General features: G+C 30.1%; 13 protein-coding genes. 2 read left to right on the forward strand and 11 right to left on the reverse strand.

All coding sequences use genetic code 11. The features are described 5' to 3' along the window. Nucleotides 1-29 precede the first annotated feature (29 nt). Nucleotides 30-1,094 (forward strand): hypothetical protein, encoded by a 1,065-nt coding sequence (locus EDD60_RS05230; RefSeq protein ID WP_132226303.1) that lies wholly within the window; start codon nt 30-32, stop codon nt 1,092-1,094. Between the two features lie 24 nt (nt 1,095-1,118). Here EDD60_RS05230 and EDD60_RS05235 read toward each other — a convergent pair whose 3' ends face one another. The 9 genes from EDD60_RS05235 to EDD60_RS05275 form a co-directional block, all read right to left on the reverse strand. Next, on the reverse strand, nt 1,119-1,652 hold the full coding sequence (locus EDD60_RS05235) for a nitroreductase family protein (protein WP_066449422.1): 534 nt from the start codon (nt 1,650-1,652) through the stop codon (nt 1,119-1,121). Between the two features lie 97 nt (nt 1,653-1,749). Next, nucleotides 1,750-3,645: a molecular chaperone HtpG gene (gene htpG, locus EDD60_RS05240; protein ID WP_066449419.1), complete on the reverse strand. Its 1,896-nt coding sequence runs from the start codon at nt 3,643-3,645 to the stop codon at nt 1,750-1,752. Between the two features lie 105 nt (nt 3,646-3,750). Next, nucleotides 3,751-4,602 (reverse strand): SPL family radical SAM protein, encoded by an 852-nt coding sequence (locus EDD60_RS05245; RefSeq protein WP_066449416.1) that lies wholly within the window; start codon nt 4,600-4,602, stop codon nt 3,751-3,753. Nucleotides 4,603-4,686: 84 nt separating this feature from the next. Then, nucleotides 4,687-5,358 carry a Type 1 glutamine amidotransferase-like domain-containing protein gene (locus tag EDD60_RS05250; RefSeq protein WP_066449414.1) on the reverse strand — a complete coding sequence of 224 codons (672 nt, stop codon included), beginning with the start codon at nt 5,356-5,358 and terminating at the stop codon, nt 4,687-4,689. A gap of 36 nt (nt 5,359-5,394) precedes the next feature. Further along, nucleotides 5,395-6,807 (reverse strand): glycoside hydrolase family 1 protein, encoded by a 1,413-nt coding sequence (locus EDD60_RS05255; protein ID WP_066449411.1) that lies wholly within the window; start codon nt 6,805-6,807, stop codon nt 5,395-5,397. A 144-nt stretch (nt 6,808-6,951) separates the two neighbouring features. Beyond that, the gene (gene rsmH, locus EDD60_RS05260; RefSeq protein ID WP_066449409.1) at nt 6,952-7,992 is read right to left on the reverse strand and encodes a 16S rRNA (cytosine(1402)-N(4))-methyltransferase RsmH; all 1,041 of its coding nucleotides are present in this window, start codon (nt 7,990-7,992) and stop codon (nt 6,952-6,954) included. Then, the gene (locus EDD60_RS05265; RefSeq protein WP_066449406.1) at nt 7,992-8,507 is read right to left on the reverse strand and encodes a GNAT family N-acetyltransferase; all 516 of its coding nucleotides are present in this window, start codon (nt 8,505-8,507) and stop codon (nt 7,992-7,994) included. The genes rsmH and EDD60_RS05265 overlap by 1 nt, the downstream gene beginning before the upstream one ends. Before the next feature lie 200 nt (nt 8,508-8,707). Beyond that, entirely contained in the window at nt 8,708-9,430 is a 723-nt protein-coding gene (locus EDD60_RS05270) for an AAA family ATPase (RefSeq protein ID WP_066449477.1), read from the reverse strand. A gap of 150 nt (nt 9,431-9,580) precedes the next feature. Continuing rightward, nucleotides 9,581-10,981: a glycoside hydrolase family 1 protein gene (locus EDD60_RS05275; protein ID WP_066449403.1), complete on the reverse strand. Its 1,401-nt coding sequence runs from the start codon at nt 10,979-10,981 to the stop codon at nt 9,581-9,583. Nucleotides 10,982-11,102: 121 nt separating this feature from the next. Between EDD60_RS05275 and EDD60_RS05280 the strand changes: the two genes are divergently transcribed. Continuing rightward, nucleotides 11,103-11,978 (forward strand): MurR/RpiR family transcriptional regulator, encoded by an 876-nt coding sequence (locus tag EDD60_RS05280; protein ID WP_066449400.1) that lies wholly within the window; start codon nt 11,103-11,105, stop codon nt 11,976-11,978. Here EDD60_RS05280 and EDD60_RS05285 read toward each other — a convergent pair. Both EDD60_RS05285 and EDD60_RS05290 read right to left on the reverse strand, forming a co-directional pair. Continuing rightward, nucleotides 11,975-12,862 carry an SPL family radical SAM protein gene (locus EDD60_RS05285; RefSeq protein ID WP_066449395.1) on the reverse strand — a complete coding sequence of 296 codons (888 nt, stop codon included), beginning with the start codon at nt 12,860-12,862 and terminating at the stop codon, nt 11,975-11,977. The two genes, EDD60_RS05280 and EDD60_RS05285, sit on opposite strands and share 4 nt — an antisense overlap. A gap of 41 nt (nt 12,863-12,903) precedes the next feature. Then, entirely contained in the window at nt 12,904-14,361 is a 1,458-nt protein-coding gene (locus EDD60_RS05290; protein WP_066449393.1) for a flotillin family protein, read from the reverse strand. Nucleotides 14,362-14,403 lie beyond the last annotated feature (42 nt).

The following is a 14,403-nucleotide window of genomic DNA, read 5'->3' on the forward strand; positions in this document are numbered from 1 at the left end:
TATAATACTATAGAAAGTCTGGTGGAAATATGAAATATCAAATTAAAATCATAAATTATCGTCCTTATGAACATGAATTATTCCAAAAAAAATTAAATCAATTAGGTCAAATGGGTTATTATTGTCGTGATTTATCTTTGATTTCAATCTTTAAACAAGTTAATCATCCAGTTTATTACTATATTGATTTTCATAAAACATTTGGGAAAAATAGAAAAGAAAAAAAAGCCGATAAAGAAGCTTTTGTAAAAAAATATATCAAAAAATCTTATCAGTTTATTTATAATAAACGTGATATGTATGTTTTTGCAAGTCAACAAGAAAAAGATTTTCAAATCAATCTTAAAAACAAAAAAGATCTGATTGATAATATCAAAAGAATCCAATCATTTTGTGCTTTTATTGCTTCATTATGGTTAGCTGCATTTTTCATTCTTGGCTCTTTATATGCTATGAATATTGATACCTTTTTAAGTTATGGGATTACTTTTGTCTATGCTGGTCTTGTTTTACTCTGCCTAACAGCAGTATTTCGCTGCTTTGTGAATTTCTATTATACCAAAGCCTTTTACAAGCAGTTAGCCAAAAAAGGACAACCTTTATCTTATAGTCGGCTTTCTTACTTTAGAAAAATATATATGATTTGTTCAATCACTTGCTTATGTCTTATTGGTGGTGGATTTGTTGAAGATACCTTCAATGCTCAAGAATTTACTTTAAAAGAACATCCGGTTTTAACAATCAAGGATTTAGGAATAAATGATAAAAGTGAACTTTCAACCTTACAACATCGAAGCTTCACAGTTCCTCATTCTTATTCTGTTCTTGAATCAACAAATCAGCCAATGCTTTATACCAAAGAATACCAATTACATTCTCAAAAATCTGCTAAACAATTAATGGAAGATTTTAAAGCCAATCCAAAGCAGTATTATTGCACTTCTGTGAAAGAAGATCATCATATTTTATATGGATATCAAAATCAAAAATTAACAACTTTAATTATTCAAAAAGAAAATCGTGTTGTATTATTATCTTTAAGCTTTACTCCAACACCTCAACAAATTCAAAAAATGATTAATTACTATAAATAGCTATGCCTAAAGGCATAGCTATTATTATTTCATAACTGCAATATCTTCAAAAGTCTTTCTTTGAGGCATTGCTGGATCAATATTACCATATCCTAACGCAATGACACTCACAACAGATTGATTATTTGGAATCGCTAATAATTCATGAAGAATCTTAGCATCTCTGATTCCCATAACAAGGGTTGATAGTCCTAATTCTGTTGCCTTCAATAACAAATTCATATTATGCAATCCACAATCATAATATCCCCATCCATTGCCCAATTCATTGCTAGGTGTACCATCTCGATTAAATCCTGAACGATCCAAAACAATTGCTGTAACAATCAAAACCGGAGCATTTTCGACATTCTGCTGATTAAAATCAGGTAGGGCCTCTCTTACTTTTGCAAGCATTTCATCACTTCTAACAATATAATAACGGGTAACTTGTGAATTTTTCCATGATGGTGCTAAAATCGCTGCATCAATAATTTGATGAATCATCTCATCACTTACTTTTGTTGCTTGATACTTTCTTATACTTCTTCTTTTTTCTAAAACATCTTGTAATTCCATATTGAAAACCTCCTATTCCATTATAACAAAATATCTTATAAAAATATATTTTCATACAAAAACTGAAAGACTTTTTTAATCTTTCAGTTTCATTTAACTATTTATTTGCTTCAACCATTAAAGCACAAACTTTATTTGAGAAGCCTACAGGATCATCAATTGTAAATCCTTCAATCAATAAAGCTTGATCATATAATAATGATGCATAATCTTTAACTTTCTCTTTATCTTTTTCAAAAATAGATTGTAAAGCCGTAAAGATTTGATGATTTGGGTTAATTTCCAAGATTCTACCAGCCTTAATATTTTGACCATCAGGCATTTGATTTAAAACCTTTTCCATTTCAAAAGAAACCCCTTCACCACTGACTAAGCATACTGGATGTGATTTTAATCTTGAAGATACTTTAACATCTTGAACTTGATCTTTTAAAGCTTCTTTTAAAGTTTCTAATAAATCTTTATTGCTTTCATTGACTTTTTCAAGTTCTTTCTTTTCTTCATCACTTTCAATATCTAAATCACCTTGATTGATGTTCTTAAATGCTTTTTCTTTATAATCTCTTAACATTTGTAAACAGAATTCATCAACATTATCAGTTAGATATAAAATATCAAATCCTTTATCCTTAACCATTTCAACAGTTGGTAAATGATCAATCTTTTCAACACTTTCACCACTAGCAAAATAGATTTCTTTTTGATCTTCTTTCATAGCTTCAACATATTCATTAAAAGTAATCATTTTCTTATTGTTGGCACTATAGAACAACAATAAATCTTGTAATTTATCTTTTAACATACCATAGCTATTATAAACCCCAAATTTTAATTGCAATCCAAAGCTCTTGAAGAATTCTTCATATTTTTCACGATCATTCTTTAACATCTTTTCAAGTTCACTTTGAATACGTTTTTCAATCTTATCAGCGATAAGTTTTAATTGACGATCATGTTGTAACATTTCACGAGAAATATTTAATGATAAATCTTGTGAATCAACTAAACCTTTTACAAATCTAAAATGTTCTGGTACAAGTTCACTCGCCTTATCCATAATAAAGACTCCACGTGAATATAATTGTAATCCTTTTTCATAATCTTGAGAATAGTAATTCATTGGTGGTTGAGATGGAATAAATAACAATGAATCATAAGAAATTGTTCCTTCTACACTATTATGCATAACACATAATGGGTCAGAAAAATCATTGAATTTATCTTTATAGAACTCATTATAATCTTCTTGAGTAATATCTTTTTTAGGTCTTTTCCATAATGGAACCATTGAATTTAATGTACGATGTTCAATAACTTGTTCATATTCATCACTATCTTCTTTTTTCTTAGAAGTTGTCATATCCATTTCAATTGGATAATGAACATAATCAGAATATTTTTTTACTAATCTTTGAATTTCATATTCATCTAAATATTGATCATAATTTTCATCATCAGTATTCTCTTTTAAATAAAGATTAATTCTTGTTCCATGACTTGGATAATCAAATTCTTGAATTGTATATCCATCGCTTGTATCAGATTCCCAAATATAACCTTTATCTTCACCATATTTTTTAGAAATGACTTCTACTTTATGAGCAACCATGAAAGCAGAATAGAATCCAACTCCAAATTGACCAATAATATCTACATCAGCTTCACCTTTTTCTAAAGCATTTTTAAATTCAAATGATCCAGAATTAGCAATTGTTCCTAAATGTTCTTCTAATTCTTGTTCATTCATCCCAATTCCTTGGTCAATAATTGATAACATACGATGATCTTTATTAATAACAATTTGAATTGATAAATCATCTCTAGAAATACCATTAATTTTTTCTGTTAATGCTTTATAATATAATTTATCAGAAGCATCACTAGCATTAGAAATCAACTCTCTTAAAAAGATTTCTTTATGCGTATAAATAGAATTAATCATTAAATCTAATAATCTTTGTGATTCAGCTTTAAATTGTTTTTTATCTGCCATACTATCGTCTCCTTCTTATTAGCACTCAACCAATCTATGTGCTAATAGTATATTACACCTTTCCATTAGCACAGTCAAGTCTAAAGTGCTAAAAGAGAATGATTTTTATTCATTCTCTTTTTTTAATAATTTATTTTCTAAATGATAAACCTTACGAACTTGATTTAATCTTTGATAAATACCCTTTTTATATTCTTTTAAAGCATCTTTTTGAGAATATAATTTTGTTAATTTCCAATACATATTTTCATCATATTGACGAATACTATTTAAAAAATAAGGTCGTGTCTTTCCCCGTAAATACAAAGTCCCTGGAACAATATAATCCAAACCAATATTTTGTGCTAACTTATAAATAGCTTCAAAATTTTCAACAGAATCAGTCATATAAGGAATGATAGGCATCATCAAAATGCCTACGCTTGCATCTGTTTTTTGTTTAATAAGCTGTAAAACTTTCATTCTTTCTACACTTGAGGCAGCATTGGGTTCAATGATTTTTTGAATTGCTTCATCTGCACAAGTAATCGTACATGTAATATTAACCATAGCTACTTTTGAAAGTTCATTGATTAAATCCAAATCTCTTAAAATCAATGTTGATTTTGTTGAAATATTAACTGGATTTTGATATTTAATCATCAGTTTTAAAACGTCACGCATTAATTCCAGCTTTTTTTCACATGGCTGATAACTATCACTAACACTTCCAAAATTAATGATTTTTTTCTGCCAGCTTTTTTTACTTATTTCTTTTTCTAAAATTTCTACAATATTTTCTTTATAATAAATATGATCATAAAACTTTTCATCTTCTAAATAATCATGTGAATACAAAGCATAACAATATAAACAACCATGTTCACATCCTCGATAGATATTAACATCATGTTGATAAGGCATACCTCCATGAACTTTTCGTATTGCACTTTTACATTGAATTGGTATATATTCCATTCTTTCACATCCTTGTATTTCTATTTTACCATAACCAAAAAGAATGAGAAGATGATTCTCACTCATATAAAAATTCATATGCTTTTAAAGTCGATTCTGACGTTTTTCATTAACCAAATGAGCATTTCCAAAAGGGATAACTCGTTGATGATGATAAAACAAACCACCATCATTTGCAACTGTATAAGTTGGTAATCCTTTTTCTTGAATGACTCTTTGAATTCCTTCATCTTGAATAGGACTATGACAATAGTGCACTTCTATTTCAAAACCATGAACCAATCCTAAACCTTTTTGATATTGATACGTTGGATAATCATCATCCGGTGTTATATGATAATGATCAAATTGAACCATGGCTCCAGCGCTGGCCCCAATAATTAACGCTTTACTTTCTTGAATAAGCAAAGTTAATCCAAAATCATTTAAACGTTTAAAATATTGATCAGGTAATCCACCTGTAAGAAAAATAATATCAGCTTGTTTCACTTTTTGTTGAGCAATTTCATGACTATCTCTGAAATAATCAATAAATGTGATATCCTTTAAACCATAATAATGAAAAGGTCTTAAAATATAAGGTGTATGTTTTCCATTTATGCCATAGTTTTGATCAAATTCTTGAATATTTGTGACTTCTTTTTCATCAAAAGAAAAAGGAATCACAACAACCTTCATATCATCATGTAAAAGTGGTCCCATGATATCTTGTGCCCACTTTTCATGAAAATCATAAGAACTTAATAATATATTCATTGTTTTATATGAAGAAAAACAAGAGAAAATCTCTTGTTAATCTAAATCCTCCCCATTTGATTCAAATGCTTTTTTAACCCAAGCAAATGATTTTTTAGGAATACGTTTTAAATCTCTCATATCTTTATTTGTTCTGTTGACATATACAAAACCATATCGTTTATCCATATTACACATACTTGCTAAAATATCAATAGGTCCCCAAGTAATGTAGCCTAAACATTTAACACCTTCTTCAAACATTGCATTTTTCATTTCTTTGATATGTTCTCTATGATAATTGATACGATAATCATCTTCAATTGTTCTTCCTTCAGCTAGCATTTGATCAACTTCTTCTTGAGTCATATCTTCACGCCAACCAAGACCATTTTCTAATACAAATACAGGTAATCCAGAACGTGTAGCTAAATCATTTAATGTCCATCTAAATCCAATTGGATCAATTTCCCAATTCCATTCATTTGCTTCACAATGTGGATTCTTCACACAATGTTCATTCACAATTTCATGATAAGGTCTTTCATAATCAAATTCACCTTCAGTAACTGTATTAGAACGATAATAACTAAATGCAATATAATCTACTGTATATTTTAAAAGTTCATCATCGCCTTCTTCAAATGTTGGCATCCATCCTCTATTTTCTAAATAAGCAACCATATAATCAGGATATTTTCCTTTAGCAAAAACATCACAATGGAAACCATTCATATATTGATAAGCTTGCCAAGCAAATAAATTGTTTTTAGGTGTATTTGTATAAGGGTAAATATTTGTCACAGCATTCATTCCACAGAATTTAGCATCTGGTTGTAATTCTCTTAATGCTTTAACAGCTTTACAGTGAGCAATGAAAACATTATGATTAACTTGATATAAATGTTTAGGTAAGCTAACACCTTCAGGAATATCTTCAGCATTAGACACTCTTAACATCATACCATGTAAGTTTTGTTCATTGAAACTCATCCAATGTTTCACACGATCTCCAAATCTTTCAATACATACTCTCGCATATCTTTCAAAACAATCAACAACATAACGAGAAGCAAAACCATTATAATTTTTAACTAAATGATAAGGCATATCAAAGTGAACTAATGTAATCATTGGTTCAATTCCAGCAGCTAATAACTTATCAATCAATTGATTATAAAAAGCAACTCCTTCTTCATTAACCGGTTCATCCAATGTTCCATTAGGAATAATTCTTGACCAGCAAATTGAAAAACGATAAAAATTAAATCCCATTTCTTTCATTAAAGCAATATCTTCATCATAACGATGATATGCATCAATCGCAACATTCCAATCAGAGAATTCTGGATTCATAGGTCTAACATCATAAACACATAAACCTTTTCCACCTTCGTTTCTTGCACCTTCTGTTTGAAATGATGAAACAGAACCACCCCAATAAAAATCTTTTGGCATTTTCTTTTCCACTTAAAAATTCCTCCTTAATCTTTGATAAACCCATTGTATAGAAAATATTTTTAATAGTAAATAGTTCATCTGGAGTTTATAACAACGTTTCATAAACTCATCATATTTTCATCAAAATATGAAACAATTTTTCATCACAAAAATCTATGCCTTAATCGCCCAACGCATTTTGGTAGACTTGGCACGGCTATTGATACGACATTCCTCTTGACTAGGACGAATAACATGACGTGATACATCACTATATATCCCTAAATTTTTCATTTCTTTAAAAGCCTTTTTAACAATTCTATCTTCACCTGAATGGAAAGTTAAAATAGCGACCCTTCCACCCGGTTTTAAAATAGTTGGTAATTTCTCCATAAATTCTAAAAGCACTCCAAATTCATTATTCACTTCAATACGCAAAGCTTGAAACACTCTTGCTGCTGATTTTTTAGTTGCTTCTTTTCTTTCTTCTTGAGGTAAAAATGATAAGCTTTTTTCAATAATTTTATAGAGTTGTGTTGTTGTGGTAATGATTGTTCCTGATTTTAAATAAGAATCTATATTTTTGGCAATTTCTTTTGCATAAGGTTCATCAGAATTTTGGATAAAGAGTTCTTCTAATTGATCTTTATTTAATTGTTTAAGACGAAGGGATGCTGGAATTCCCATTTGAGGATTTAATCTTAAATCCAAAGGGCCTTCTTTTTTATACGAAAAGCCACGCTTTGGATTATCAATTTGCATAGATGATACACCTAAATCTGCTAAAACAAAATCAAATAAGCCTACCTCTTGAGAAACTTGATCAATATCTTTAAAATTACAATTTTTAATTGTAATAGCATCTTCTCCATAACCCTTTTTCAATAATCTTTCTTTTGTTTTCACACTTTCAATAGGATCAATATCCAAAGCATACATATGTCCAGTATGATTTAACTTTTCTAACATCTTGAGTGTATGACCACCATAACCTAAAGTACAATCCAATCCTATTTGTCCTTCTTGAATATCTAAAAACTCTAAAATTTCATGAACCATAATAGATAAATGCATACCTACAGGTGTACTTCCTTTTTTAATCACCTTTTCAATTGTTTCTGGATATAAATCAGGATTTAATTCTTTATATTTTTCATCATATCTTTTAGGATGTGTCCCACTATATCTTTTTCTTCTTTTATGTGTTGGTTCCATTATTTCAATTCCTTTCTTAGCAACGCATACATTTTCATATCTTGTACTTGTCCATTTTTAATAGCATTTTTATGAAGGGTTCCTTCATATATAAATCCAGCCTTTTCTAAAACTCGACATGATGCTGTATTATAAGCAAAAGGCTCAGCAAAAATTCTTATGATATCACTATGTTCAAAAACATATTGGCAAACTTGCTTAACAGCACTTGTCGCATAACCCTTACCCCAATAATACTCACCTATATAATATCCTAATTCACCAGTACAATAATGTATATTATCAAGACGGGTAACGCTAATACTGCCAATAACATGTTCATCAACACTTATAGCAAAAGCAAACATTTTTTCTTGATTGGCTTGCAACATAGAAGAAATATATTCTTTTGCATCTTCAACTGTATAAGGATAAGGTAATCCATCTCTTAAATGATTCATGATCTTTTGATTATTTAATATTTTAGCTAAATCATACTGATCGTCTATTTGCCATTTTCGTATTGTACAATCCATAAAATAACCTCCTTATTTTTTTATTCTAAAGGAGTCTTATGACAAAGTAAAGAAAAAGCATCCTCAAGAATGCTCATATCCATTATTCTTTAAAAATATCAATTCTTTTATCCATATCATAAACAAAACAGTTGCCTTTTTCATGTCAAATATTTTAAAAATCAACCAACCCTCTTACTAAATATCCTATCTAATTAAAATTATATCTCATCCCCATCAAAAAGTTTTTCTAATAATTGATTTCTATTATTGATAAACATTTCTGTAATTTGATAACTATCTGTTTCTTCATATTCTATTTCATGAACATAATGATCAAAAGAATAAATTTGAGCATCAGGTAATCCAAGTAAGATAGGCGAATGGGTTACCACAATAAATTGTGCTCCAAGCTTTGATAATTTATTCATTTCAACCAGTAATGTCAATTGACGTTGAGGCGACAATGCTGCCTCTGGTTCATCTAATAAATACAATCCATTAGGTTTAAAATTATTTTGTACTAAAGCCAAGAAACTTTCACCATGAGATTTTTCATGATATTTTTTAGATGGATGTCTTGAATCAGCATATTCCATTTCTTTTGTTGCAACATTATAGAAACTTTCAGCGCGAAGAAAATATCCCCACGAAATTTTACGCCATCCTTTGACAATAGTCATTGCCTGACATAATTCAGAATGTGTTTCATAGGTAGAAAAATAATAATTTCTTGTTCCACCTTCTGCATTAAACCCACTAGCTATGGCAATTGCTTCAAGTAAAGTAGATTTCCCGCTACCATTCTCGCCCACAAAAAATGTAACATTTTTCTCTAATTTTAATTCATCAAGCTGACAAAGTGAATCAATATATCTAAGATAACTTTGCTTTGAAATGCGTTCCCAATCAATTTTAATTTTCTGTATAAATAATTCATTCAAAACAATCACCTACCTCTTATAGAAACAAATACTTCTCCTACATGAAATGATTTATTTATCTTTATTATATCATTTATCCATCCTTTAATCATCTACAAACAAAAAAAGAGCTATAACTCCTTTCAAATAGGAATTTACAGCTCATTTTTATTATTCAAATTCATTTGTTTTAGCAACTTCTCTAATCCAAGCAGCAGATTTCTTTTCTTTACGTTTATATCCATCATCAAGACATACTCTTACAAATCCATAACGATTCTTAAAGGCATTACACCAAGACCAGTTATCAATAACACCCCAATAATGATATCCTAAACAATTCGCTCCATCTTCAATGGCTTTTGCAATCCATTCCAAATGATCTCTTACAAATTCAATACGATAATCATCTTGAATGACACCATTTTCATCCATGAATTTTTCTTCACCTTCGACACCCATTCCATTTTCAGAAATAAAGAATGGTAAATCAGGACATTCTTTTTTAATTTTCATACCAAAATCATAAATACCTTTAGGATAGATTTCCCATCCACGATGCACATTCATCTTTCTTTCTGGCCAAATATATGGTTTTGAAATACATGGTAAACCATTTTCATCAAATTTTGAATCTGGTGCTTGAACACGTGTAGGTTGATAATAGTTAAATCCTAACCAATCCACTTTACCTTGTGATAAAATTGCTTCATCACCAGGACGACGATTGATCTCAACTTTCCAATCATTTTCAACCGTATCTAAAACATCCTCTGGTAAATGACCATGAGCCACAACATCTAACCACCAACGATTATGTAATCCATCAGTCATGCGAACAGCTTCTAAATCTTCAGGAGTTGGATTGTCTTTTGTATATGGTGGTGCAAAACAATTGATCATTCCAATTTTTGCTCCCTCCATCATTTTTCCTTCTTTTTGAAGTTTTCTAAAATTCATAACGGCTAAACAGTGAGCTAAAGTAATATTATATTGTACATTAATAGATTGTTTAAAATCATGCAAATAAGGATACCAAGTTCCTAATAAAAATTGTTGTTCTGGTTCAACAATTGGTTCATTGAAAGTAAACCAATATTTGACTTTTCCACCAAATTCTTCCATTGCTTTTTTTACAAAATTAGCATAAGCTTCAACCACTTCACGATTCTGCCATCCACCACGTTTTACCAAATATTCAGGCATATCAAAATGATACATATTCATAAAAATATCAATCCCATTTTCATTGGCACAATCAATCAATTTATGATACCAAGCAGCCCCTTCTGGGTTGATATTGCCATCTTGATCCAATAATCTTGTCCATTGCATAGATGTTCTAAAAGATTTAAAATTCATACTTTTTAAAAGCTTAATATCTTCCTCATATTTATGATACATGTCATTTCCTACATATGATCCTACGTTATTAAAAAAAGCATTAATTTCCATATCTGAATACATATCCCAATAGGAACGAAGTCGACCTCCTACATTCCAACTCCCTTCCGTTTGTGGTCCAGACATTGCTGCACCAAAGAAAAAATCTTTAGGTAATTTTATTGTCATTTTTTATTCCTCCTTATTTTATCTTTATTATATTATAAAAACAGGGAGAATTAAACAAATACGATCGTGTTTAAGGATTTATTTTATTCTATTTCATGATATACTAAGTATGGTGATAAAAATGAGTATAATGACACAACTAGAATTTGAGCTTGAATTCTCTGAATCAGAAAAAGAAATAGCAAGATATATTTTAAATCATGGAGATGATGTTTTAAGTATGTCAGTGAAAGAACTGGCGAAAAATACTTATACCTCCCCAGCAACTATTGTTCGTTTATGTAAAAAGATCGGATTAGAAGGATATAATGATTTTAAGATCAAATATTCTGCAGAACTCCAATATGATTTGCATCATTCTAATCGGATTGATGTGAATTTTCCTTTTGAAAAAAAAGACACCCATCCAATGATTTGTCATAAGCTGGCTTCTTTATCTGAAGAAGTTATTGCAGATACAATTAAACTTATTGATTTTGATCAATTAGAGAAAATTGTTGATTTATTATATCAATCTCATGATATTGATATCTATGGTTCGGGTAATTCTTTACTTGCAGCCATGAGTTTTCAACATAAAATGATGCGGATTGCTAGAAATGTAAATTTAAAAGCATTACATGGGGAGCAAGTCTTTTTATCATATAATTCTGATGAAAAAAGAATTGCTGTGATTATTTCTTATTCTGGAGAGACGCATGATTTGATTCAAATTGCGCAAATTTTAAAAGAAAAGAAAACCCCTATTATTGTTTTAACTTCTATTGGTGACAATCATTTATCACATTATGCTGACTATATTTTAAATATTGGTTCACGAGAAAAAATCTTTACCAAAATTGCCCCTTTTGCTTCACAAGTTTCTATGGAATATTTATTAAACGTGATTTTCTCATGTATCTTTCAAAAAGATTATGATCAAAATATTCAAAATAAAATCAGTTATGATAAAAAGAATGACTCTCGTCATCCTCTATCAAGTCCTGTAAGTGATTAAAATAAACTTAATTGTTCAACGGTTTGTTGGTGGGTTTTATAAGCTTTAATAATATCTTCCATCTTATATAACAAACCGTATTTTTCACATTCTCTTTGAAAAACATATCTTAAATGATGAATATTTTTACTATTACAAACATAGCGAGCCCCATATCTTTTTATGTATTTTTCTTTTAATCCAGGAAAATGTTCATCTAACTTCTGATAATAATAGTCTCTTTGTCTATCACGTAATGTGACACCGAAAAAAGCATGTATAAAATGTGCCCCATGCTCATGAGCCATTTTGACAATTTGCACAACATTTTCTTCTGTATCATTAATAAATGGTAAAAGTGGTTGCATTAAAACGCCAGTAAAAAGACCTGCTTCACTCATTTTCTGAATGGCTAAAAAACGTTTTGAAGATACACAAACATGGGGTTCAATTATTTTTGAGAGTTCATCATCATAAGTTGTTATTGTCATTTTAACAATAACATCATTATATTTTTGAATAGCTAAAAATAAATCGATATCTCTAACAACCAAATCACTTTTGGTTTCTAAAGATACCCCAAAATGATATTGAGCAAGTAATTTTAAAGCTCCTCTTGTGATTTCTTCTTGTTCTTCAAAGCGATTATAAGTATCACTCATTGCCCCGATTCCAACAACACCTTTATATTTCTTTTTCATTAATTCCTGATTTAAAATCGTTAAAGCATTTGCTTTGACTTTAACAATATCAAATTCATCATTTTGATAACATTCACTACGACTATCACAATAAATACAACCATGATGACAACCACGATATAAATTCATATTATAATCATTCCCAAACCAATATTGGGGATTTTTTGTTTTACTTAAAATTGTTTTTGCTTCAATTGTTTGCATATGTTCTCCTTGATAAGAAAAGAACTGAAAAATCAGTTCTTTTACTTTTGATCATCATCATTTGTTGCGATTTTACCACCGATAAATCCAGCTAATAAACTCTTTAAATCAATTCCCATTGATTCATTCATTCCTTCACTCACTTGGGTTGCTGTTGTCACGATATCAGAAACAAGTTTAGCACTATTTCCATCACCATACATAGTAATCTTATCAACTTTTTCAAGTGGTTTAGCTGCTGCTTCAACAGCTTTAGGTAACATATTAAAATACATTTCCATAACAGCTGCTTCACCATATTTCTTCATAGCTTCAGCTTTTTTATTTAAAGCTTCAGCTTCGGCCATTCCTTTAGCTTCAATTGCTTTGGCTTCAGCTTCACCTTTAGCTTGAATACCAGCAGCTTCTTGTTCCATTTGATATTTCACAGCTTCGGCTTCGGCTTTTTTAGCTTCAGCTTCACGTTGTTTTTCAAAAAGTTGCGCTTCAGCATCTTTTTGACGTTTATACAATTCAGCATCAGCTCTTTGTTGAGCAGCAAATCTTTCTGCTTCAGCTTGTTTTTTAATCTTCGCATCTAATTCTTGTTCAGTAACTTCAACATCCTTACGTCTTAATTCAATTTCTTTTTCTTGTTTCATGATGTTGGCATCAGCTGTTGCAATTTCAATTGATTTACGAGATTGTTCTTCTTGAATCTTGTAAGCTGCATCTGCTTCCGCTTGCTTAGCATCAGCCACTTTCTTTAACTCAGCCTTTTTAATAGCCAATTCATTATTCTTTTCAGCAATGATTGTTTCTGCTGCAATCTTGGCATCGTTTGCTTCTTGAGAAGCTTTTGCTTGAGCTTGAGCAATATCTCTTTCACTCACAGCACGAGAAATCGCAGCATTTTTTTGAATCTTAACGATGTTATCGACACCTAAGTTTTCAATTACACCATTCCCATCTACGAAATTTTGAACATTAAATGAAACAATATCTAACCCCATTTTCGCTAAATCAGGTTCAGCATTTTCTTTCACCAATTCAGCAAATTTTTGACGATCAGAAACCATTTCTTCAAGATTCATACGACCAACAATTTCACGCATATTTCCTTCCAAAACTTCTCTAGCCACATTTGCAATATATTCTACTGGCTTATTTAAGAAGTTTTGAGCAGCTAAATTTAAACGTGATGGCTCATCACTGATTTTAATATTAACTGCCGCATCAACATTAATATTAATATAGTCAGCGGTTGGAACCGCATTTGATGTTTTCACATCAATCGGAATTAACTGTAGATTCAATTCATCTTTCTTTTCTAAGAAAGGAATCTTAATCCCAGCTTTCCCAATTAAAACTTTTGGCTCTTTTCTTAACCCAGAAATAATATAGGCTGTATCAGGTGATGCTTTCACATATCCTGTCACAACAATGACTAATACCAAAACTGCGACAATCACACCTATCACAACTGCAATATTCCCAAAAATCATATCTAATAAATCCATGTTTACCCTCCTATCTATTCTATGACTTATTTTACCATTGAT

It is taken from the genome of Longibaculum muris (genome assembly GCF_004343035.1).
GTDB lineage: Bacteria > Bacillota_I > Bacilli_A > Erysipelotrichales > Coprobacillaceae > Longibaculum > Longibaculum muris.